At 63.4% G+C, this 22,509-nt stretch carries 20 protein-coding genes and 1 tRNA gene; 8 read left to right on the top strand and 13 right to left on the bottom strand.

All coding sequences use genetic code 11. From position 1 onward, the window contains the following. Window positions 1–180: 180 nt before the first annotated feature. Entirely contained in the window at window positions 181–1,494 is a 1,314-nt protein-coding gene (locus tag ACRCYW_RS02505) for a sodium-dependent transporter (RefSeq protein ID WP_438548613.1), read from the bottom strand. Between the two features lie 212 nt (window positions 1,495–1,706). Continuing rightward, window positions 1,707–2,546, bottom strand: coding sequence for an isopenicillin N synthase family dioxygenase (locus tag ACRCYW_RS02500; RefSeq protein WP_438548612.1), 840 nt, complete (start codon window positions 2,544–2,546; stop codon window positions 1,707–1,709). 195 nt (window positions 2,547–2,741) lie between these two features. Between ACRCYW_RS02500 and ACRCYW_RS02495 the strand changes: the two genes are divergently transcribed. Next, complete coding sequence (locus ACRCYW_RS02495; RefSeq protein WP_438548611.1) at window positions 2,742–3,305, top strand: DUF2799 domain-containing protein; 564 nt, start codon at window positions 2,742–2,744, stop codon at window positions 3,303–3,305. Window positions 3,306–3,362: 57 nt separating this feature from the next. Here ACRCYW_RS02495 and ACRCYW_RS02490 read toward each other — a convergent pair whose 3' ends face one another. After that, window positions 3,363–4,181, bottom strand: coding sequence for a Cof-type HAD-IIB family hydrolase (locus tag ACRCYW_RS02490; RefSeq protein ID WP_438548610.1), 819 nt, complete (start codon window positions 4,179–4,181; stop codon window positions 3,363–3,365). A gap of 161 nt (window positions 4,182–4,342) precedes the next feature. After that, window positions 4,343–5,581, bottom strand: a complete 1,239-nt coding sequence (locus ACRCYW_RS02485) for an MFS transporter (RefSeq protein WP_438548609.1) — start codon at window positions 5,579–5,581, stop codon at window positions 4,343–4,345. Between the two features lie 163 nt (window positions 5,582–5,744). On the opposite strand from ACRCYW_RS02485, the gene ACRCYW_RS02480 reads away from it, so the two are divergent. Both ACRCYW_RS02480 and ACRCYW_RS02475 read left to right on the top strand, forming a co-directional pair. Continuing rightward, window positions 5,745–6,359 carry a helix-turn-helix transcriptional regulator gene (locus ACRCYW_RS02480; protein ID WP_438548608.1) on the top strand — a complete coding sequence of 205 codons (615 nt, stop codon included), beginning with the start codon at window positions 5,745–5,747 and terminating at the stop codon, window positions 6,357–6,359. Between the two features lie 307 nt (window positions 6,360–6,666). Further along, a complete protein-coding gene (locus ACRCYW_RS02475) occupies window positions 6,667–7,143 on the top strand; it encodes an Lrp/AsnC family transcriptional regulator (protein WP_349919504.1) in 477 nt (158 codons plus the stop codon). A gap of 72 nt (window positions 7,144–7,215) precedes the next feature. On the opposite strand, the gene ACRCYW_RS02470 is transcribed toward ACRCYW_RS02475, so the two are convergent. The 3 genes from ACRCYW_RS02470 to ACRCYW_RS02460 all read right to left on the bottom strand — a co-directional run bounded on the left by ACRCYW_RS02470 (window position 7,216) and on the right by ACRCYW_RS02460 (window position 8,373). Next, a complete protein-coding gene (locus tag ACRCYW_RS02470) occupies window positions 7,216–7,533 on the bottom strand; it encodes a hypothetical protein (RefSeq protein WP_438548607.1) in 318 nt (105 codons plus the stop codon). A 145-nt stretch (window positions 7,534–7,678) separates the two neighbouring features. Next, entirely contained in the window at window positions 7,679–7,918 is a 240-nt protein-coding gene (locus tag ACRCYW_RS02465; protein WP_438548606.1) for a hypothetical protein, read from the bottom strand. 29 nt (window positions 7,919–7,947) lie between these two features. Beyond that, window positions 7,948–8,373, bottom strand: coding sequence for a MarR family winged helix-turn-helix transcriptional regulator (locus ACRCYW_RS02460; RefSeq protein ID WP_438548605.1), 426 nt, complete (start codon window positions 8,371–8,373; stop codon window positions 7,948–7,950). A 223-nt stretch (window positions 8,374–8,596) separates the two neighbouring features. Between ACRCYW_RS02460 and ACRCYW_RS02455 the strand changes: the two genes are divergently transcribed. The 3 genes from ACRCYW_RS02455 to chrA all read left to right on the top strand — a co-directional run bounded on the left by ACRCYW_RS02455 (window position 8,597) and on the right by chrA (window position 11,644). Beyond that, complete coding sequence (locus ACRCYW_RS02455) at window positions 8,597–9,601, top strand: NADP-dependent oxidoreductase (RefSeq protein ID WP_438548604.1); 1,005 nt, start codon at window positions 8,597–8,599, stop codon at window positions 9,599–9,601. A 214-nt stretch (window positions 9,602–9,815) separates the two neighbouring features. Then, window positions 9,816–10,256 (top strand): nucleotide triphosphate diphosphatase NUDT15, encoded by a 441-nt coding sequence (locus ACRCYW_RS02450; RefSeq protein ID WP_438548603.1) that lies wholly within the window; start codon window positions 9,816–9,818, stop codon window positions 10,254–10,256. Window positions 10,257–10,489: 233 nt separating this feature from the next. Continuing rightward, complete coding sequence (chrA, locus tag ACRCYW_RS02445) at window positions 10,490–11,644, top strand: chromate efflux transporter (protein ID WP_438548602.1); 1,155 nt, start codon at window positions 10,490–10,492, stop codon at window positions 11,642–11,644. 65 nt (window positions 11,645–11,709) lie between these two features. On the opposite strand, the gene msrB is transcribed toward chrA, so the two are convergent. From msrB to malQ, 4 genes are all read right to left on the bottom strand, one after another. Next, window positions 11,710–12,096, bottom strand: coding sequence for a peptide-methionine (R)-S-oxide reductase MsrB (gene msrB / locus ACRCYW_RS02440; RefSeq protein ID WP_438548601.1), 387 nt, complete (start codon window positions 12,094–12,096; stop codon window positions 11,710–11,712). 56 nt (window positions 12,097–12,152) lie between these two features. Then, window positions 12,153–14,294 carry a glycogen debranching protein GlgX gene (gene glgX, locus ACRCYW_RS02435; protein ID WP_438548600.1) on the bottom strand — a complete coding sequence of 714 codons (2,142 nt, stop codon included), beginning with the start codon at window positions 14,292–14,294 and terminating at the stop codon, window positions 12,153–12,155. After that, complete coding sequence (gene glgB / locus ACRCYW_RS02430) at window positions 14,294–16,471, bottom strand: 1,4-alpha-glucan branching protein GlgB (protein WP_438548599.1); 2,178 nt, start codon at window positions 16,469–16,471, stop codon at window positions 14,294–14,296. Before glgB ends, glgX begins: the two co-directional genes overlap by 1 nt. 79 nt (window positions 16,472–16,550) lie before the next feature. After that, on the bottom strand, window positions 16,551–18,740 hold the full coding sequence (gene malQ, locus ACRCYW_RS02425; protein ID WP_438548598.1) for a 4-alpha-glucanotransferase: 2,190 nt from the start codon (window positions 18,738–18,740) through the stop codon (window positions 16,551–16,553). 340 nt (window positions 18,741–19,080) lie between these two features. On the opposite strand from malQ, the gene gap reads away from it, so the two are divergent. Both gap and ACRCYW_RS02415 read left to right on the top strand, forming a co-directional pair. Next, complete coding sequence (gap, locus tag ACRCYW_RS02420; protein WP_438548597.1) at window positions 19,081–20,076, top strand: type I glyceraldehyde-3-phosphate dehydrogenase; 996 nt, start codon at window positions 19,081–19,083, stop codon at window positions 20,074–20,076. Between the two features lie 84 nt (window positions 20,077–20,160). Next, the gene (locus tag ACRCYW_RS02415) at window positions 20,161–21,027 is read left to right on the top strand and encodes a D-hexose-6-phosphate mutarotase (RefSeq protein ID WP_438548596.1); all 867 of its coding nucleotides are present in this window, start codon (window positions 20,161–20,163) and stop codon (window positions 21,025–21,027) included. A 79-nt stretch (window positions 21,028–21,106) separates the two neighbouring features. On the opposite strand, the gene nadA is transcribed toward ACRCYW_RS02415, so the two are convergent. Together nadA and ACRCYW_RS02405 are read right to left on the bottom strand one after the other, a co-directional pair. Next, entirely contained in the window at window positions 21,107–22,180 is a 1,074-nt protein-coding gene (gene nadA / locus ACRCYW_RS02410; RefSeq protein ID WP_438548595.1) for a quinolinate synthase NadA, read from the bottom strand. Between the two features lie 190 nt (window positions 22,181–22,370). Continuing rightward, window positions 22,371–22,446 (bottom strand) — tRNA-Val (locus tag ACRCYW_RS02405). Window positions 22,447–22,509: the final 63 nt, after the last annotated feature.

Below are 22,509 nucleotides of genomic sequence, written 5' to 3'. Positions count from 1 at the left end.
TTAATAGACCACTTAGCCCCATAAAACAGCAACATGGCGATGCGTAATATCAACACGCAATATTAAATGCTAAACACTTAGCATGCGTAAGAATTTTATATATCGTCAATGATATCAGAGAGCATGCCCCGGCCATGGCTTGGCAACCGCGACGCCGAGCCATCGGCTCGCCCGCCGGGCTCACAGCAGGCCCCGCACCAGGATGCCGCCGATCAGCAGGGGCGCGACCCAGCGCCAGCAGCCCATCACCAGCCGGCGCCAGTGGGGCGCTAGCCCCTCGGGCAGTGCACGGCGGCCAAGCTTCCAGCCGAGCAACAGGGTGAGGGCCAGCCCGAACATGGGCATCATCAGGTTGGAGGTGATGAAATCCAGCAGCTCGAAGATGTTCTTGCCAAACAAGGTGACGCTTGCCCAGGGGCCGAACGACAGGCTGACCGGGATCCCCCCCGCCATCACCACCCCTGTGATCAGGCTGCAAGACGCGCGGCGCGACCAGCCGAAACTCTCGCAAAGGAAGCACTGCAGATGCTCCAGCAGAGAGATGGAAGAGGAGAGCGCCGCCACCACCAGCAGGGCGAAGAACACCACCGCCAGCCCCTGGCCAAACGGCAACTGCTGGAACACCGCAGGCATGGTCATGAAGGTGAGACCCGGGCCCGAAGCGGGATCGATACCGGTCGCCGCCAGCACGGGGAAGATCATCAGCCCCGCCAGCACGGCGATGAGGCTCGCCAGCAGCACCACCCAGAGGCTGGAGCGGCCGACCCCCTCGCTGCTCGGCAGGTAGGCGCCATAGGTGGTGTGGATGCCGAGACCGATGGAGAGGGAGAAGAAGGCCAGCCCCAGGGCGTCCAGCACCCCGGACATACCGAGCTTGCTGAAGTCCGGCATCAGGAAGTGGCGCACCCCGGCCATGGCATTGGGCAGGGTCAGGCCGAACGCCACCAGCAGCAGGATCATGATGAAGAGGGCCGGCATCATCCAGCGCAGGGTACGCTCCACCCCTTTCTGCACCCCGCCCTGCACGAACCACCAGGTGAGACCCGCGAACAGCAGATGGGTCAGCACGGGCCAGAGGGGATCCCCGACATAGTCGTTGAAGCGGGCGGTGAGGGCCGTCCCATCGCCGTGACGCAGCTCACCCGCCAGCGCCATGCCGGTGTAGCCCAGGGTCCAGCCCCCCACCACGCTGTAGAAGCAGTAGATCAGCAGACTACACAAGAGCCCCATGGCGCCGACCCAGCGCCAGCGCTTGCCCATCAGCTCACCGAAGGCCCCCACGGCGCCGCGCCGGGTCAGGCTGCCGAGCAATGTCTCCCCCATCAGCACCGCCACCCCCAGGGTGAAGCTGAACAAGAGGAACACCAGCAGGAAGGCGCCCCCGCCGTTGGCGGCGGTGACATAGGGGAACTTCCAGATGGCACCGAGACCGACCGCGGAACCCGCGGCGGCCAGGATGTAACCGAGCCGGGATGACCATTGGGACTGCTTCATAAGAACTCCAATCGGGGGGCCCACCCAGAGGGGCCCAGAATGGTGCTCAGACTACCCCTGACCCTCTGCAATCACTCGTCGTATCTCTGGCTTAAAACCGACTTATTAGCAGCAATGACTAACAATATTCGGTTTATCGCCCATTCGTGCCACAAAACAAAAACCAGAGCATTTTTGCTCCGGTTTTGAATACTCTGGAAAACGGTCTGGGACTAGATAACCCCCAGCTCCCGCAGCCGCTCCATCAGGTAGCTGTGGGCGGTGTGACGCTCGGAGAGCACCACGTCCGGGCGCGGGTGCAGGAACAGCGGCAGGGAGATGCGGGACTTGCTGACGCTGCCACCGGTCGGGTTGATGACGCGGTGGGTGGTGGAGGGGTAGTAGCCGTGGGAGGCCTCCTGCAGCATGTCACCTATGTTGATGATCAGGGTGCCAAAGTCGCAGGGCACGTCCATCCACTCCCCGTCGGAGCCCTTCACCTGCAGACCCGGCTCGTTGGCGGCGGGCAGGATGGTGAGCAGGTTGATGTCCTCGTGGGCGGCGGCGCGGATGGCGCCCGGCGCCTCGGTGCCGTCGAACGGCGGATAGTGCAGCACCCGCAGCAGGGTCTTCTGGCTCTCTTCGATCATGGAGGAGAGGGGACAGCTGTAGTGGGCGGCTATATCCTTCGGGGTGTATTGCTCCACCCAGCCGAGCAGCTCAGCGGCCAAATTGTTCGCGAGGGCGTAGTACTCCATCGCCTGGGCCTTCAGCTCTTCTGGCATCTGACCCCAGGGATAGAGGTGGAAGTACTCCTTGATGTCCTTCTGGGTGTTGCCCTTGGCCACCTCGGAAACCGACGGCGGGAAGTAGCCATCCTGGGTCTCGCGATTGAACAGGAAGTCGTGCTTCTGCTCGCTCATGAAGAAGCGATACCAGTTGTCATAGATGGACTGCACCAACTCCTTCGGAATGGGGTGGTTGGTCAGTACCCCGAAGCCCGTGGTACGCAGGGATTCGGTGAAGCGCTCCGCCGCGTCGGGGGAGCGGTAATCAACGGTCAGGACTTTCATTATTTTTGTTACGCGCCAGTTAAAAGTAGGCGCAGTTTACCCTGCCTCCCCCGGCAAGGAAAGGTTGCCCGAAAGCCGTTCATAACAGGTTGAAAATAATGACAAAAATATCACAACACCTGACTCTGCCGCGGCCCTTGTCCCTTCCCGGCTTCCTCACTAGAATGCCTGCACTTTCACATTAGGAGCCCTCCCATGTCCCCAAGGATGCTGTTGCTGACCCTGCCCCTGCTGCTCGCCGGTTGCAGTTCCCTGTCCGAGGAGGAGTGCCGCGCCATGAGTTGGTACAACCAGGGCTATCAGGATGGGACCGAGGGCAAGACCCGCACGGCCAGCAGCGGCTACAGCAAGACCTGCGGGGAATATGGCCTCAAGGTGGACGAGGCCGAGTGGCAGCGGGGTTACGCCAAGGGGTTGGAGCTCTACTGCATCCCCGAGCTCGCCTACAGCAAGGGGCGGGAGGGGAACGAGTACCTGGGGGTCTGCCCCAATGATACGACCTTCCTCACCCAGTTCGAGCGCGGTCGCAAGGAGTTCCTGGTGGCCCAGCGCTTAAGCGAGTTGCAGCAGGAACTGGAGCGCACCGAGCGGGACATTTATCAGCTGGATCAGCAGATCCGAAACGAGAACGACAGCAAACAGCGAGACTACTACCGCGCCCAGCGTGAGCGGGCCATCCGCCACTACGAGGGGGCGCGCCGGGAGTACAACCGCATTCGCTTCCCGGATCGGGTGATCCAGTTCTCTTTCGGCAACTGATCCCCGCAGAGCCCCGCCGCCCGGCGGGGCTCTTGCCTATTCAGGGTAAAACCTAGCTCAGGGCAGTACCCAGCGCTGCAGTGCCAGCGCGATGCCATCCTCGTTGTGATCCGCGGTCACCTGATGGGCGTGGGCCTGGATCTGGGGGGCCGCATTGCCCATGGCCACCGCCAGCCCGACCTGCTCGAACATGCTGATGTCGTTGTTGTTGTCCCCAAACGCCACCACGTTCTCCATCCCTATGCCTTCACTCGCGGCCCACTGGGCCAGCCGGTTGCCCTTGCTGCAGCCGGGTTGCACCAGCTCCACCGCATAGGGGGCCGCCCAGTCCTGGGTAAAGGGCATGCCCTGCACCACCTCCCCCACGAAGCGATGCAAGCGACCCGGATCCTGGTTGAACAGCTCCAGCTTCCAGACCGGTTTTTTCAGCCAGGCCTCGAGATCGTCCGCCGGCAGCAGGGAGATCTTGAGGTGATCGGGCAGGTTATCGGATCTGTGCTGGATCCGGGCCACATAATCCTCGCAGCCGATGTAGCCGATGCCGTCGCTCAGGTGGAACTGCGCCTCCATCTGCTGGGCCAGGGCCTCGGCCAGCAGCGCCCGCAGCGGCCCGACCGCCAGGGGATCCCCCGCCAGGATGCGGTCTTGTCCTGGATCGTAGAGGTAGGCGCCGTTGCTGCAGATGATGGGGGTGTCGAGGGCCAGCTCGTGATGAAAGGGTCGCGCCGTCATGTAGTGGCGCCCGGTCACCAGCAGCACCTTGATGTCGTGGGCGCGGGCCTGGGCTAGGGCCGCCCGGGTTGCGGACGAGATCTTGTGATCCCGGGTCAACAAAGTACCGTCCATGTCCAACGCAATGGCCTGAAAACGACTCATATCACCTCCAAAGGCAGGGTATCGCGGGGCCCGGGATGAGAGCGGGTGGCCGAGCGACAGGGGGAAAGGATCGAAGAGCCATACCGTCCCAGAGTCGGCGCCGCGATGCAAGTCTCCCCTGCTCCGCCGGCGCCAATTTGTGATCCCCCCTGCGCCCGGGATCAACCGGGCTCGACCGCCGTGCCTTGCTGCGGCTCCCTGTCCGCCGCCCGGCGCAGACCGTAGAAGCCGAGCGCGCAGAGCAGCCCGCACAGGGTCGCCAGGTAGAAGGGCCACTGGGTGCCCGCCAGCAGCACCAGGCTGCCCACCACCACCGCCAGGATCTCGCTGCCCACCGCCAGCCCGCGATAGAGCCCCATCGCCTGCCCCTGCTGGCTGGCGTGGCTGCGGTTGGAGATGGCGACCGAGGTGGCCAGCTCCCCCAGACTCATGCCGATGCCCGCCGGGATAAAGGTGAGCGCCAACCCCCACCACTGGCTCGGCAGCACGAACATCATCATGCCCGCCGCCATCACCAGATGGCCGACGATGCCGAGGGTGCTGCCGCGCCAGTGGCGGGCCAGCAGCTCCCCGAGCCAGGAGCCCAGCATCATGGGGACGCTCACCAGCACGGCTGCCTGAGCCAGCTGCACCGGATCCCAGGCCAGCCGCTCCACCAACCAGACGTTGAAGTAGGTGAAGTAGAGCTGCACCGCGCCATAGCTCAGCAGGGTCAGCACGAAGTAGGGCAGCAGCCTGGGCTGTTGCAGCAGTTGCCAGGTGGAGAGCGGCGCCAGAGTCTGCTCCGCTGCCACCGGCGGCCGATTCGGAATGAGCCAGAGGATCAGCAGCAGGTTGACCGCCGTCATGGCCACCGCCAGCCAGGCCGCCAGGCTGTAATCCCCGGAGATCACCGCGGCATAGCCCCCTATCATGGGCCCAAGCACCCAACCCAGGTTCATGCCGATGTTGATCCTGGCGAAGTTGCGCGCCTTGGTCTTGGGGGTGCTCATGTCCGCCGCCATGGCCTGGACGATGGCGATGTCGCCGTTGAAGAAGCCCTCCAGCACCCGGCTCAGCAAGAGCAGCGGCAGGGAGCGCCAGGCGATGCCGAGCGCCATCAGGGCGTAACCAGCCAGCACGCCGACCAGGCAGAGGGTCAGCACCGGTTTGCGGCCATAGCGATCCGACAGCTTGCCGAGCCAGGGGGCCCCCAGCAGCTGGAACAGCGGGTAGAGCCCCATGATGACCCCGAGCCACACCTTGCGGCTCCAGTCCGACGCCTCCGGGCTCAGCATGCCCTGGGCCGGATCCAGCATCAGGGGCGCCAGCACCGGGGATGGCAGGCTGAAACCCGCCACCGCCAGGGTCACCGTCATCACCAGCACCCAGAGGGTGGCCTGCGTCTTGATTCCTTCCATGTCCGCCTCATTAAATAAAGTCATTTGTTTATTTATACTGAGATGAGTCGTCCCATTAAGTAAAGCGAATTATTGATTTAAACGGCTCCCCTCCCCATAATGGGCCCATCAAGGCCTGCTAGAAATGCCCCAATGCGCATCTGTCGATAACGAGAGCCAGCCCATGAATGCCAGCACCGACAAGATCCTGTACCTGTTGAAGAGCCAGGGGCCCCAGAGCGCCGCCGCCCTCGGCGATCAGTTGCAGATGACCTCCATGGGGGCCCGCCAGCATCTGATCGCGCTGGAGGCCGAGGGCTGGGTAGGGTTCAGCGACGAGGCGCGTGGCCGGGGTCGGCCGATGCGGCTCTGGCACCTGACCGATCAGGCCTGGCAGCGCTTCCCCGACACCCACAGCGAGCTGACCCTGCAGCTCATCGACGACGTTCAGCAGCTGTTTGGCGAAGAGGGAATGGAGCAACTCATAGCGCGACGGGAGCAGCAGATGCTCGGCCGCTATCGCGCCGAGCTGACCCAGACCGAACTGGAGGGCAAGCTGGCAAGCCTCAGGGTGCTGCGCAGCCGGGAGGGCTATATGGCGGACATGCGCCAGGAGGAGGACGGCAGCTGGCTGTGGTGGGAGAGTCACTGCCCCATCTGCGCCGCGGCGCGCGCCTGTCGGGGATTCTGCCGAAGCGAGCTGGCGATCTTTCGCCAGCTGCTGGCGCCGGCCGAGGTGGAGCGGGAGCAATATCTGCTGGACGGGGACAGGCGCTGCCTCTATCGCATCCGGCCCTGATGCCAAAGCCCAAAAACAACAAAGCAGGCGCCGGGATGCCTGCTTTGTTGCCTTCGGGGAGGAGATGCTCTCGTTCCAGCCCGTCACTTCCCGATAAGGTCGGACGGCTGATGGGGCTCTTGACCCGATGAGGTCATTCGCCGCAGAGACCTGGTTGGATATCTGCTTTGCCACCGGAAGATGGAATTATCATATCCCCGCCGGTGCGGTGAGTGGTTGTGAAATAGCGGGTATTTTCGGTTGTTTTTGCAATAGTTCACCCTTAATCTAGGAAAAGTGAATTAGTAATTGCAACGAGGAACGGAGAATGCTGAAACTTGATCGTATAGACAGGCATATTCTGGAGCTGATGCAGGAGAATGGCCGCATCAGCAACCTGGAGCTGGCCGAGCTGGTCGGCCTCTCTCCCTCCCCCTGCTCCCGCCGGGTCAAGGCCCTGGAGGATGCCGGTCTCATCGATACCCATGTCACCCTGCTCAACGCCCGCCAGCTGGGGCTGACCCTCACCGCCTACATCCACATCTCCATGGACAGGCACACCCCGGAGCGGTTCGAGAGTTTCGACAAGGCCATCCAGGATCTGCCCGAGGTGCTGGAGTGCGATCTCATCACCGGCAACGATGCCGACTATCAGCTCAAGGTGGTGGTGCGGGACATGGAGCACTATCAGCACTTCCTGCTGGACAAGCTGACCCACATTCCCGGGGTGACCGGGGTGCGTTCCAGCTTCGTGCTGCGCCGGATCAAGCACAAGACGGCGCTGCCCCTCAATCATCTGGGGTAAGGATAGAAAGACAAGAGAGGAGGCCCTGGCCTCCTCTCTGGTTATTCAAGGCTGTGATCCCTGGGCCTGCATTCAGACGCTCACCGGACTCACATCCTGCACCTGCAGCAGCCAGCCGGCCTGCTCGTGCTGGGGCTCGCCACTGAGCCGCAGTCGCTCCCCCTCCGGCACCCACTGCCCCTCGGGCAGGGAGACCAGCAGGCTCTCGCTGCCGTTGTCGAACAGCCAGCGATCCGCCCCCAATGACTCGATCAAATACCCTTCCATCTCCACTCTGGACTCGGCCTGCCAGGACGGCGCAACGGAATCACGGCTCTCGATGAAATCCCCCTGAACACCAAAACTGGCCAGCCCCCACAGAATGGAGAGCCCGACGATGGATGATTGCATCTCTTCTCTCCTCCTTTGGCACTGTGGGGCCAGTATGGGAAGAGAAAAATGAGTGCACCATGAACAAGTCGGCAAAGTGCTGGCGGGATCGCGAAAAAAACCGGCCAAGGAGCCGGTTTTGTCATTTTATGACGCCTGCATCACACTATTTGGCGGCTTCCTCTGCCATCCGTACAGACCTTGGTTTATTCAACCACATGGCCACGCCGCGATGGGCATCGCAGATCTTCTCATCGCTGATGGCCCGCACCCGGACGCCGTCCTTGCAGATGGCCTGCCAGGCGTCCGCATCGTCTATCTGCAGCTCCGAAACGGGGTAAGTGCCGCCGGCGCAGGCGCCGAGCAGCAGGGCAAACAGGGGTAACAGGGGTAACAGGGTTTTCATCGGAGGGCTCCCCAGGGCTGTGGTCGGGTTCAGCGCCCCAGCTGCGCCGCGAGGCGATCGCAGAGCTGCTTCAACTGGGACAGTTCAGCATCGTCCAGATCCAGCTGGCTGCGCAAGTTATCCACCAGACAGCACTCCTTCACCCCCTGCTGCAAGTCGCGCCCCGCCTCGGTCAGCCGGATGCACTTCTGCCGCTCATCCTCGCTCGAGACGGTGCGGGTCAGCCAGCCCTTGCTCTCCAGCCGCTTGACGATGGGGGTCAGGGTGCCCGCATCCAGCCCGGTCTCCTGCCCTATCTCCTTGAGGCTGACCTCGTCCCGCGCCCAGAGCGAGAGCATCACCAGATACTGGGTATAGGTGAGATCCAGCTTGTCCAGCAGTGGCCGGTAGGCGCGCATCACCGCATTGGAGGCGCTGTAGAGGGCGAAACAGACCTGTTTTTTCAGTTCACTCATGGGACACCTCGCTGACATGGGGGGCCAGTATACCCCAGGAGACGATAGGGCTGAATAATTTGTACACAAACCAGTTGCCAGCCCCTCCATTCAGGTTTAGGCTGGATTTAACTTGCACGCAAGATAAATCCCCCCTGTCAGGCGTCACCACTGGACGCCGGGCAGAGGCAGGGGCGGCTGAACAAGCCATGCCCCTACCATCCACCTTCTTCGGAGAGACACCATGAGCCAGCTCAGCCATCAGATCCAGCTGCTGCGCCGCCCAAGCGGCCTGCCCACCCAGGACGACTTCAGCCTGCAGGCCGTGCCCCTGCCCCCCTTGCAGGAGGGAGAGGTGCTGGTCGCGAACCTGTGGTTGTCGGTGGATCCCTACATGCGCGGACGCATGAGCGAGGCCAAGAGCTATGTGCCCCCCTTCGCCCTCAACGCCCCCCTGGAGGGCGGCGCCATCGGCACCGTACAGGCCTCCCGTCACCCGGACTTCGCGGTGGGGGACAGGGTGAGCAGCATGCTGGGCTGGCGCGACGCCTTCGTCGCCAAGGGAGAGCTGCTGACCCGTTTGCCCGCCACCGAGCTGCCGCCCCAGCTGTTTCTCGGCGCCCTCGGCATGCCGGGCATGACCGCCTGGGCCGGGCTGCACCAGGTCGCCCACCTGCAGGCAGGCGAGACGGTGCTGGTCTCGGCGGCCTCCGGGGCGGTCGGTACCATGGTGGTCCAGCTCGCCAAGCGGGCCGGGGCCAGGGTCATCGGCTCCACCGGCTCCGCCGACAAGGTGGCCTACCTCAAGACGCTCGGGGCCGATGCGGTGATCAACTATAAGGAGACGCCGGATCTCGATGCCGAGCTGGCCCGCCTCGCCCCTGAGGGTATCCAGGTCTATTTCGAGAACGTCGGCGGTGCCCTGCTGGAGGCGGCCCTCAATCACATGGCGCTGCACGGTCGTATCGTGCTGTGCGGCCTCATCGAGCAGTACAACAGCCAGGGCGGCGCCAGCGGCCCGCGCAACCTGGCCCAGATCATCCGCAAGCGCATCCTGCTGCAGGGGCTGCTGGTCTCCGATCACTGGCAGCACCATGGCGACTTCCTGGCGGAGGCCATCCCCGCCTTCGAAGCCGGCGACCTGCAGAGCGAGGAGACCGTCTATGAGGGGCTGGCCAGCATGCCCCAGGCCTTTATCGGGCTGTTCGAGGGACGAAACACCGGCAAGATGCTGGTCAAGCTGGCGTGACATGCATCATTTGAACAGGCGTCATCTATCCGGATCTATCCGATGCTGAGGTAGCAAAACCGGCCTATCCCGGCTGGAGAGCTTGCGAAACGGGCCCAACCGTCCTAAGGTGGGCCCGTTTTTTATGCAGCCCGCTCGCCCGCAAGGAGTCCCCTCCCCTTGCAGATCCCGGTGGATGGGCCGCCAGATGCCTCGAACCCAGCAAGGAGCCCCCATGTCCACTCCCTATCCCCGCGTCGGTGTCGGCGTCATCCTGACCAATGCACAGGGTCAGGTGCTGCTCGGCAAGCGCAAGGGCAGCCACGCCCCCTACTGGTCCATCGCCGGCGGTCATCTGGAGCTGGGGGAGAGTTTCGAGTCCGCCGCCATCCGGGAGGTGGCCGAGGAGACGGGGTTTGTCATCGATACGCCCCGGGTCATCGCCGTCACCAACAACCTGGAGACCTGGCGCGAGAGCGGGCTGCACTATGTCTCCGTCACCCTGCTGGCGGAGGTGGAGGGAGAACCCCGGTTGCTGGAGCCGGAGAAGTGCGAGGGCTGGGTCTGGTGCGATCCCCGTGCGCTGCCGGAGCCCCACTTCGATGCCAGCCGCCAGTCCATCGCCTGCTGGCTGGCCGGTGATTGCTATATCCCTCAACCAGGTCAGCCGGCGTAAGCCAAGGCCTGGCAACAAACCCCTTGCTGACTGGTTGGCGATTGTCATCTACCGCAGCCAGGCCAGCCGACAAGCTAACCGCCGGTGATGCGTGCCTGCCACAGCCAAGCCAACCTGCCTGACCCCTCAGGATGGGCGACGTCCTTACCTGCCCTGATCAGCCCGTCATCAAATCATCATAAAACTGTCATATGCTCCACGGACACATTCGATTGGAGGTGAAGGTGGCAAGGGTGACGGCGGTTTTCCTGCAATTTCTGTGGCTTGGCTGCATCAGCTTCGGCGGCCCCGCCGCCCATATCGGCTATTTCCAGCGTACCTTCGTCCAGCGGCTGGGCTGGCTCAGCCAGGCCGAGTTTGCCCGCCAGCTGGCCCTGTGTCAGCTGCTGCCGGGTCCAGCCTCCAGTCAGCTCGGCTTCGCCATCGGGCGCCAGCACGCCGGGCTCGGGGGCGCCCTGGCGGCCTTCATCGGCTTCACCCTCCCCTCCTTCCTGCTGCTGTTTGCCGCCGCCATCGGGCTGGCGCAGCTGACTGACAGCCTCTGGCTGGAGACTGCCCTGCATGGCCTCAAGCTGCTGGCTCTGGTGGTGGTGGCCGATGCGGTGCTCACCATGAGCCGCCAGTTCTGCCAGAGCCGGCTGCTGCAGGGGATCATGGTGGTGAGCGCCGCCGCCCTCTGGTGGCAACCCGGGCTCCTGACCCAGGTTATCTTGCTGACGGGGGCCGCCCTGCTCTGTGCCCGCCTGGGCAAGGGGCAGGATGCGACGGATCCTCCCCCCCTATCCGCCGCCCCCACCACTCGCCAACCCCATTGGCCGACCCTGCTGCTGTTCGGCCTCTTGTTTGTCGGCCTGCCCCTGCTGGCCGATGGCCCAGCGGGCCGACTGCTTGCGGATTTCTACCGGGCGGGCAGCCTGGTGTTTGGCGGCGGCCACGTGGTGCTGCCCTTGTTGAGCGAGGGGCTGGGCCAGACCCTGAGCCAGCCGCAGATCCTCACCGGCTATGGCCTGGCCCAGCTGGTGCCCGGCCCCCTGTTCACCCTGGCGAGCTACCTCGGCGCCCTGCTGCTGCCGACCAGCCCGCTGGCGGGGGCCCTGCTGGCGACCCTGGCGCTCTTCCTGCCGGGCTTCCTGCTGCTGTGGGCCATAGGCCCCTGCTGGCAGCGCTGGCTGACCCGTCCCGCCCTCGCGGGGGCCGTGAGCGGCATCAACGCCGCCGTGGTGGGGTTGCTGCTGGCCGCCCTCTATCAACCTGTGTGGCAGAGCGCCGTGCTGACCCCCACCGATCTGGCGCTGGCCACCCTCGGTTTCTACCTGCTGCGGGCCTTGAAACTGCCCATACTGCCGCTGGCCGCCCTGCTCGTGACCACCAGTCTGCTGCTGCGCTGAGACCCATAAAAAAGCGGCGCCCCTGCTAAGGGACGCCGCTTGCCATCTCGTTGCCCGCGAAGCCTTCACTCCTTGGGATCGAAATCCAGGCTCAGGCTGTTGACGCAGTAGCGCTGACCGGTCTCGGTCGGCCCGTCCGGGAAGACGTGCCCCAGGTGGGAGCCGCACTGGCTGCAGGTGATCTCCACCCGGGTCATGCCGTGGCTGCGATCTTCCGTGTAGTTCACCCGCCCCTCGATGGCCCGATCGAACGAGGGCCAGCCGCAGCCCGAGTCAAACTTGGCATCCGAGTGAAACAGCACGCTCTTGCAACAGACGCACTGGTAGTCGCCGCTCTTGCGATTGTGGAGCAGGGCGCCGCTGTAGGGCCGCTCCGTGCCCTTCTCCCAGCAGACGTGAAACTGCTCAGGGCTCAACCTGGTGCGCCATTGCTCGGAATTGTTGCCGCTCATACTGACTCCTTGCCTCTCAAACCGGTGCCCAGCATACCCACTCGGGAGCCCTGACTCTAGCCCGCCAGCGGGAACTGTGATCCCGTTGGCAACACGGTGGCAACATCCGGCGCCGCCGCGACTCCCTCCCTGGCCAGGGCCACCGCCGACAGGGCGACCCGCTCCAGCAGCTTGAGGGAGTGGGCGTGACCCACAGCCACCTGACGCTTGACGTCATCGGGCAGGAAGGGCATGCCGTCGTTGGTGGCGGTGTCGATGAGCTGGACCCACTCCATCCCCTCCCCCGCCGGCGGCAGCCTGAACTGGATGTCGTAGTCGCTGGCGTTGAACAGCACGTACCAGCGCTCCCCGCCGCAGTCGATCATGCCGATGTCCATGGCGAACGCCTGCCCCATGGGGGCGTGCCAGTCCTGATCGGTAAGCTGATGACCGTCAGGGTGATACCAGTTGACCCTGTGGCAACTGGTCGCCTTGCCATTCCAGCTGTCGTCGCTCAGCTGCAGGTTGGAGAAGACGGTGGATTCGGCTCTCAGGGCCATCATCTGGCGGGTGAAGGCGAGCAGCCGCTCGTCCTCCGGCCGCCACTGCCAGTTGACCCAGCTGATCCTGTTGTCCTGGCAGTAGGCGTTGTTGTTGCCAAGCTGGCTGCGGCCTATCTCGTCCCCCGCCAGGAAGTGCGGCGTGCCCTGGGAGAGCAGCAGGGTCGCTATCAGGTTGCGCTTTTGCTGCTGGCGCAGGTTGTTCACCTTGGGATCTAGGGTCGGCCCCTCCACCCCGTGGTTGTAGGAGAGGTTGTTGCCGTGGCCGTCTCTGTTGTCCTCGCCGTTGGCCTGGTTGTGGCGTTGGTTGTAGGAGACCAGATCCTCCAGGGTGAAGCCGTCGTGATAACAGAGGTAGTTGACGCTGGAGTGGGGGGAGCGCCAGTTCTTCGGGAACAGATCCCGGGACCCCACCAGCCGGGTGGCCAGATCCCCCATCTTGCCCGCATCCCCGCGCCAGAACGCGCGCACCGTGTCGCGATAGCGGTCGTTGACCTCCAGCCACTGGCTCGGGAACTGGCCGAGACGATAGCCGAACGGGCCGATATCCCAGGGCTCGGCGATGAGCCTGGCCCGCGCCAGCACGGGATCCGCCATCATGGCCTTGAAGAAGGCGCTCATGGGCTCGAACTCCCCCGCCTCCCGGGCCAGGGTGACGGCGAGATCGAAGCGAAAGCCGTCCACCTGCATCTCGGTGACCCAGTAACGCAGGGCGTCCAACACCAGACGCAGGCTGTTGGGGTGATCCAGGTTGACGCTGTTGCCACAGCCGGTGACGTTGGCATGGCGGTTGTAATCCGGGCCGTGGGCCCCGCTCTCGAAGGCGTAGTAGCCCGCGTTGTCGAATCCCTTCAGCGACAGCATGGGGCCGTCGACCCCCGCCTCGGCGGTGTGGTTGTAGACCACGTCCAGGATCACCTCGATCCCGGCCCTGTGCAGCTCGCGCACCATGGTCTTGAACTCGGTCACCGCCTCCCCGGTACCGTAGCGCGGCTCGGGGGCGAAGAAGGCGATGGGGTTGTAGCCCCAGTAGTTGGTGAGCCCGAGCTGGGCCAGCCTGGGCTCGGACATGTAGGCCGCCACCGGCATCAGCTGCACCGCCGTGATGCCCAGCGACTGCATGTGCTCGATCATCAGCGGGTGGCAGATGCCGAGGTAGGTGCCGCGCAGCGCCTCCGGGATGCCAGGGTGCTGGCGGGTGAAGCCCTTGACGTGGGTCTCGTAGAGCACGACCCGCTCGGGGGGCAAGGTCGGCTTGCCGACCCCCTGCCAGTCGAAGTCGTCCGCCACCACCACGGACTTGGCCACCATGGCCGCGCTGTCCCCCTCATACTGCTCGTCGTCCCAGTGGGTCGGCCGGCTGAGCGCCCGGGCGTAGGGGTCGATCAGCAGCTTGTCCGGGTCGAACAGCATGCCCTCATCGGGGGTGCCATAAACCCGATAACCGTAACGCTGGCCGGCCCTGACCCCGCGCACATGGCCGAAGCGATACTGGCCGCGCTGACCGGGCAGGGTCAGCCGGGTCAGCTCCTGCTCCTGCTCGTCGAACAGACAGAGCTCCACCTTGTCCGATTGGGGTGCCCAGACACAGAAGTGGCAGCCCGTCTCGTCGAGGCGGGCTCCCAGCGGGTGATCCACCCCGGTTTCCATTACAAACATCAAGACTCCTGTTTGATGAACAAGGTCGCGAGCGGCGGCAGATCCAGCACTATGCTGTGCGCCATCCCCTGCCAGGGGGTCGGCTCGGCGACGAAGGCCAGGCCCACATCATAGTTGCTGCCCCAGTAATGCTCACTGTCTGTGTTGAGCACCACCCGGTAGCGGCCGGCCGCCGGTACCCCGAGTCGGTAGCCGATGCGCGGCACCGGCGTGAAGTTGCTGGCCACCATGACGGGATCTTCACCCCGCTTGTCCGCCCTCAGCCAGGCGAAGATGCTGTTGTCCGCGTCGTTGTGATCCAGCCAGCGGAAGCTGCTGCGTTCATAGTCCGCCTCGAACAAGGCAGCATCATGACGATAGAGCCGGTTGAGGTCGCGGATCAAGCGCTGCTGGCCGCCGTGCTTGGGGTACTGCAGCAGGTGCCAGGGCAGCTGGGCGTCGTGGTTCCACTCGTTGCTCTGAGCGATCTCCGTGCCCATGAAGTTGAGTTTCTTGCCGGGATGGCCGTACATGAAGCCCATGTAGGCTCGCAGGTTCGCGGCCTGCTGCCACTCGTCCCCCGGCATCTTGTAGAGCAGGGAGTGCTTGCCGTGCACCACCTCGTCGTGGGACAGGGCCAGGATGAAGTTCTCGTCATAGTGGTAGACCATGGAGAAGGTCATCTCGTTGTGGTGATAGCGGCGATGAATGGGCTCCTTCTGCATGTAGCTCAGGGTGTCGTGCATCCAGCCCATATTCCACTTGAAGCCAAAGCCCAGGCCCCCCAGGAAGGTGGGTCTGGAGACCCCGGCGAAGGCGGTGGACTCCTCGGCTATGGTCATGGCGTGAGGATACTTGCCGTACACCTCCTCGTTGGTCCACTTCAGCAGGCTGATCGCCTCGTAGTTGTGGTTGCCCCCATCGACGTTCGGCACCCACTCGCCGGCGTTGCGCGAATAGTCCAGATAGAGCATGGAGGCGACCGCATCCACCCGCAGCCCGTCCACATGGAACTTGTCGAGCCAGAACAGGGCGCTCGCCACCAGGAACTGGCGCACGTTGTTGCGACCGAAGTCATAGATGTAGGAGTTCCAGTCCGGGTGCCAGCCGCGGCGCGGATCCTCGTACTCGTAGAGCGGAGTGCCGTCGAAGCGGGCCAGGCCGTGGGCATCGGACGGGAAGTGCGCGGGCACCCAGTCCAGGATGACGCCAATCCCCGCCTGGTGGCAGCAGTCCACGAAGTACTTGAAGTCGTCGACGCCGCCGAAACGGCTGGTGGGGGAGAACATGCCCACCGGCTGGTAGCCCCAGGAGCCGCTGAAGGGGTGCTCGGAGACCGGCATCAGCTCGATGTGGGTGTAGGCCATCTCCTTGACGTAGTCGACCAGATCCACCGCCAGCTCGCGCCAGCTCAGGCTGTCGCCGTTGGGGTGACGCTTCCAGGAACCCGCGTGCAGTTCGTAGATGGAGATCGGCTGCTCCCGCTTGTCATTGCGCTGGCTCTCGCGCCAGGCCGCGTCCTGCCACTGGTACTGGTCGTGGTCATGGATGACGGAGGCGAACGACGGATACTGCTCGCAGTAGAAGCCGACCGGATCGCTCTTGTGGGGCAGGCGGTTGCCCGCCGGATCTTTCAGTTCAAACTTGTAGCGATCCCCGGCCTTGAGACCGGGCACGAACAGCACCCAGTGGCCGCACTGGCTGCGCTGCATGGGGTGACGGCGGCCATCCCAGAAGTTGAAGTCACCGATGAGGCTCACCGCACTGGCGCTCGGGGCGTAGACGGCGAAACGTACCCCCTCCACCCGCTGACCGAGGTATTCGACGGTGCGCAGCTGGGCGCCCAGGGTATGGTAGAGGTTCTCGGGTTGCCAGGTCAGCTCCGCCAGCCCTTCCCAGGCGGCGGCCTGGAACTGATAGGGGTCGACAAACTCGGCACTGGCATCGGGGTAGCTGGCGAGCAGCTGATAAGGGAAGGGATTCTTGCGGCGGGTGAAAACAGTTTCAAAAAGGCCCGATTCATCGGTGGGGGTCAGGGTGGCAACGATCTTGCCTGACTTGAGATCCCTGACGCGAACCTCCAGGGCATCGGGCAACCAGGCGGTCAGCTTGAGACCTGGCCCGCCCGGATTGGCCAGCAGGCCTAGGGACGAGAAGGGATCGGCACAGCGGGCGGCAACCAAACGTTCAACGGGCATCGACATTTCCTTTCATGGCTGAACATCCGCGCCGGCCGAAGCCGGAGCGGATGAATATGAGTCAGTTGGCGACTGCGGCTCAACGGCCGGCCTCATGACGAGCCCGGCTCATCCTGTCCGCCAATCCCTTGAGCGCCTCATCGGCAAAGATATCTTCCAGATCCCGGGAGAGCTTGCGACGCCAGTTCGGGTACTCGTAGCTGGTACCCGGCACGTTCACCGGCTTGTCCATCTCCAGCCAGTCTTCCAGCTGGGTGCTGAACAGGGCACAACTGCCGCGGGACATGTGCAACTGCAGGCCGTGGTTGAGCTCGGTGTTCATGCCGACCCAGTTCACGTCGTGGCTGATGTTGCCCGAGATGACCCCGTGGGCGTGCAGGCTGTCGAGGATCCGCTGCTTGGCCTGGTGGCGATCAGCATACAGGGTCTTGAGTACCTCTTCATCTGGGTACAATCCCAGTTCACGACCCAGCGCCAGATCGTCGCAATGCCAGAAGCCCTTGAGGGTCGGCATGTCGTGGGTGGTCAGGGCCGACATCGCCTGCTCGGTGTAGTGCGCCGGGGAGATGAAGCCGCCGTCCGCCTTGGAACGCTCGAAGAAGAACACCTTGTAGGAGTGGACGCCGTTCTCCTTGAGAGTGACGTCTATGCCTTCCGGCACTGTGCCGAGATCCTCGCCGATCAGCAGGCACTGATTGCGGTGGGACTCGAGCGCCAGGATCCCCAGCAGGTCGTTGACCGGGTAATAGATGTAGGCGCCCTTGGCGGCAGACTCTCCGGGCGGCACCCACCACAGGCGCAGCAAGGCCATCACGTGGTCGATCCGCAGTGCGCCGCAGGAGCGCATATTGGCGCGGAACAGATCCACCATGGGCTGATAGGCCGCCTCGAACAGCTGGTTCGGGTTCATGGGGGGCAGTCCCCAGTTCTGACCGAGCGGCCCCAGGATATCGGGCGGCGCGCCGACCGAGGCTTTCGGGCAGTAGAGATCTCGGTTCGCCCAGATTTCGGTGGAACCTTCGGAGACGCCCACCGCCAGATCCCGGTAGATCCCCATCACCATGCCGGCCGCCTTGGCACGGGCATCGGCCCGGGCCAGTTGCTCGTCCGCCAGGAACTGCAGATAGAGATAGAAGTTCACATCGGCCTGGTGTTCCGCTGTCCAGATCGCCACCTCGGGGTTGTGATAATCGCGGAAGGCGTCCGGCCACACCGGCCAGCCCCAGGCGTTGTCACCCTTGTCGTAGAAGTGGGCCTGCAGGGCATCGAACACCGCCTGCTGTTGCAGGCTGTCGCCACCGGCCGCCACGAAGGCATCGAAGCTGGCCTGGCGCTCGGCAGTCAGCGCCCCCTGATCGAACACCTGGCGCAGCATGCCGATCTTGGTCTGGATGACGCCGGTGTAGTCCACGTTCTCCTTGGCGCGCAGGGAGGCCAGATGCTGCTGGAACGCGGGGGATGCGACCTCGGCCTTGAGGTGTTCGTTGGCCAGAAACTCAGGTACCGCCTCCACGTCGATGTAGGCCACGTTGAGCCAGCGACGGGAAGAGGGGCTGTAGGGGCTGGCGCTCTCCGGGTTGGCCGGATAGAGGGCGTGGATGGGGTTCAGCCCGACGAAGTGAGCCCCCCAGGCGGCGGCTTTCTCGACCAGCTGGCCAAGATCGCTGAAATCCCCCATGCCCCAGTTGTGGCGGCTGCGCAGGCAATAGAGCTGTACGCTCGGCCCCCACACCTTCTGGCCATTGGCGATAGGGGCCTGCTTGTAGCAGGACTTGGGGGCGACGATGAGGCGCATGGTGGCGAGCGGCTCGTCGTTGCCCTCCTCCAGCAGCACCAGCTGGTGATAGCCGAGCTCGGGTTGAGCGCTCAGCGCCACGCGATAGGCCTGGCACTCCATCTCTTCAAACTCGGCGACACCGACCAGCTCCCCGTCGATGGGGGTGATCTGGCCGGACAGGGTGGCGCCCTGCTCCTGCACCAGTTGCCAGCCGAGGGCGTCATTCACGAATTCGAGAGGCAGGCGCACTTCCAGGCTGATGGGTTCGCCGCTGCGCACCACCATCACGGGATCCAGCGGGCGCAGCCAGTATTGGCGGTGCTCCTCTTCCAGCTGCTGCGTCAGGGCCCCTTCGTCGTCGACGCGGTAACCCATGGCCCCCAGCATGGCGGCCTTGCTCTCTTCCGATACCTGGGCCGGATTGCCCCAGGCATCAACATACTCACTGGCGATACCTTTGGCGGCAGCCAGCTGTTCAATCAGGGTGGTCATAGTTTGAGAATTCCCGCTGTGGATTCTATCTATATGATTAATTTTTATGGGTGGTACTTGAACAGTGGCTCTATGGGCCATGCTAAACCGCGCACATTTTTACATATCTCCCCGGCTGGATGTGTGACCGGACAGGCACTATTGTTGATCGCTGTGACGGGATCCCACTGATGACGGATTCAACAAAAGTTGGTAGCCAGTTACATAAACCGAAAATAAATTTCACAGTTTTTCATGATATAGCGCAATTTCGCGCAGATTGTTGGTTGACTCGCAGGTGAGTTCTAGTAAATTTACAAACGGAATTTTCTTTGACTACTGAACAGTTAGGTAACCAATTATGACTATCAAAGTAGGTATTAACGGTTTTGGCCGCATCGGCCGTTTCGTATTCCGTCTGGCCGCTGAGCGCAACGACATCGAAGTTGTTGGTATCAACGACCTGATCGACGTTGACTACATGGCTTACATGCTGAAGTACGACTCCACTCACGGTCGTTTCAATGGCACCGTTGAAGTCAAAGACGGCAACCTGATCGTCAACGGCAAAACCGTGCGTGTTACCGCTGAGCGTGACCCGGCGAACCTGAAATGGGGCGACATCGGTGTTGACGTTGTTGCCGAAGCCACCGGTCTGTTCCTGACCGACGAAACCGCTCGCAAGCACATCGCTGCCGGCGCCAAGAAAGTCGTACTGACCGGTCCGTCCAAAGACGCGACCCCGATGTTCGTCATGGGCGTTAACGACGCGACCTACGCTGGCCAGGACATCGTTTCCAACGCTTCCTGCACCACCAACTGCCTGGCCCCCATCGCCAAGGTTCTGAACGATACCTTCGGTATCGAGTCTGGCCTGATGACCACTGTCCACGCTACCACTGCTACCCAGAAGACCGTTGATGGTCCGTCTGCCAAAGACTGGCGCGGTGGCCGCGGTGCGGCTCAGAACATCATCCCGTCCTCTACCGGTGCTGCCAAGGCCGTTGGCGTGGTCATCCCCGAGCTGAAGGGTCTGCTGACCGGTATGGCCTTCCGCGTTCCGACTCCGGACGTGTCTGTTGTTGACCTGACCGTCAACCTGAAGAAAGCCGCCACCTACGCAGAAATCTGTGAAGCCATGAAGGCTGCCTCCCAAGGCGCCATGAAGGGTGTTCTGGGTTACACCGAAGACGAAGTGGTTTCCACCGACTTCCTGGGTGAGCGTCAGACTTCCGTATTCGACGCCAAGGCTGGTATCCAGCTGAACGACAAGTTCGTTAAAGTCGTCTCCTGGTACGACAACGAAATGGGCTACTCCAGCAAGGTTCTGGACCTGATCGCTCACATCTCCAAGTAATTTGGGATGCGCAATCACGTAGCGTAAAAAAGGCGGCCATTGGCCGCCTTTTTGTTATCGGTTTTCATCATGGCAGGAGCCCACATGCAATCCATTCGTCCCCTGACAGCCCACTGCAAGCTCGCCAACAACGCCGCCGGCCTGCCCGTGCTCACCATCAACAACGACAGTGCCCGGGCCGAGATCAGCCTGTTTGGCGCCCACGTGCTGAGCTATCAGCGCCATGGCGAACCAGACTCCCTCTGGCTGAGCGACAAAGCCGTGCTGGACGGCAGCAAGCCCATTCGCGGCGGTATCCCCCTGTGCTGGCCCTGGTTTGGCCCCTCCCCCGCCCGGGTGGGACAGGGCAAGCCGGCCCACGGCTTCGCTCGCACCACCCTGTGGATGCTGGATGGCGTCTCCGATCACGAGGATGGCACGCTCGTCCATCTGTCTCTGCGCGACAGCGAGGCGACCCGGGCCCAATGGCCCCACGCCTTCGAGCTGGAGCTGGACGTGCTGGTCGGCAAAGAGCTGTCGCTGGTCCTGACCACCCGCAACACAGGCAGCAACCCGATCGTCTACAACGCGGCCCTGCACACCTATCTGCAGATAAGCGCCCCGGAAGCCGTCAGCGTCAGCGGGCTGGGAGAACCATACCTCGACAAGCTGAGCGGCCAGGATGAGCGACAGCAAGGCGTTGCGACCCTCTCAGGGGCCATGGATCGCATCTACCGCCAGCCCGAGCCCGTGGTGCGGGTTTTGGATGGCGAGCGCACCACCCAGGTGATCAGTGGCAATCACGACAGCGTCGTGGTCTGGACCCCCTGGCTGGAAGGCGCCAGCGCCATGGCCGACATGAGCGATGACGGTTATCGCACCATGCTCTGCGTCGAGGCGGCCATCACCGCCGATGCCGGCGTTACCATAGCGCCGGACGAGGAACACAGCTTCTCGACCGTGATCCTCTGATTAAGGGCTTTCCTGGCAAGCCACCATGAAGAAGGGGCACCCAATGGGTGCCCCTTTCTTGTCTTGACCAACCCGTGGCTCAGGCATTGCCTTGCGTCTTGAGCCTGAGCTCGGCGGCAAAGTTCAGCATGCGATCCAGCGGGATCAGCGCCTTCACCCTCAGCGCCTCGTCCACCAGAATCTCGTGACACTCGGCGCCATCGGTCAGGGCCTCCTTGATCGCCACCAGGCCGTTCATCGCCATCCAGGGGCAGTGGGCACAGCTGCGGCAGGTGGCGCCGTCGCCACCGGTCGGCGCCTCCACCATCTCCTTGTCCGGGCAGGCCTGCTGCATCTTGTAGAAGATGCCGCGATCGGTCGCGACTATAAGCTTGCGCTGGGGCAACTCCTTGGCCGCCTTGATGAGCTGACTGGTGGAGCCCACCGCATCGGCCAGCTCGATGACAGAAGCCGGCGACTCGGGATGCACCAGCACGGCGGCATCCGGGTTCTGGGCCTTCAGATCCCGCAGAGCCCGGGCCTTGAACTCGTCGTGGACGATGCAGTGGCCCTGCCAGCGCAGCATCTCGGCCCCCGTCTTCTTCTCGATGTAGGCGCCGAGGTGGCGGTCCGGGCCCCAGATGATCTTGTGGCCCTGGCTGTCCAGGTGCTCGACTATCTCCAGGGCGATGCTGGAGGTCACCACCCAGTCGGCCCGCGCCTTCACCGCCGCCGAGGTGTTGGCGTAGACCACGACTATGTGGTCGGGGTGGGCGTCACAGAAGGCGGAGAACTGATCGATGGGGCAGCCCAGATCGAGGGAGCACTCGGCCTCCAGGGTCGGCATCAGCACCCGCTTGTGGGGGCTCAGGATCTTGGAGGTCTCTCCCATGAAGCGCACCCCTGCCACTATCAGGGTCTGGGCGGCGTGATCCCGGCCGAAACGGGCCATCTCCAGGGAGTCGCCGACGAAACCGCCTGTGGCCTCCGCCAGCGCCTGGATCTCGGGATCCGTGTAGTAGTGGGCGACCAGCACGGCCTGACGCGTCTCGAGCAGCGCCTTGATCTCGGTGATCAGAGCCGCCTTCTGTTCGGCAGTCAGGGGAGCCGGCTTGACCGGGAAGGGATAGTCCATCTCGACGGCAGGAGGGACACTGCTCAGTGCATTGCTCATTGCGACTGTTCCATCAACGCTTGGAAAGGCGAAAATTATACCCAGAAGCCGGCCACAAACCCATCAACAAATCCGGGGCTCGGGCTAAGTCTGCTTCGCCACTGAAGATTATTTTTCCTGCCGGTTACCGAATCCCGAAAACGAAAAAGCCCGCTATGCAGCGGGCTTCTGGCTTTCTTTGACAAGAAAGTGGTGGTCGTTACTGGGCTCGAACCAGTGACCCCCTCCTTGTAAGGGAGGTGCTCTCCCAGCTGAGCTAAACGACCTGGGATACGGTGAAATGATGGTGGGTCGTGCTGGATTCGAACCAGCGACCAATTGATTAAAAG

The sequence above is a fragment of the Aeromonas sp. genome, assembly GCF_051657805.1.
GTDB lineage: Bacteria > Pseudomonadota > Gammaproteobacteria > Enterobacterales > Aeromonadaceae > Aeromonas.
This window is presented reverse-complemented; position numbering and strand designations above follow the sequence as displayed.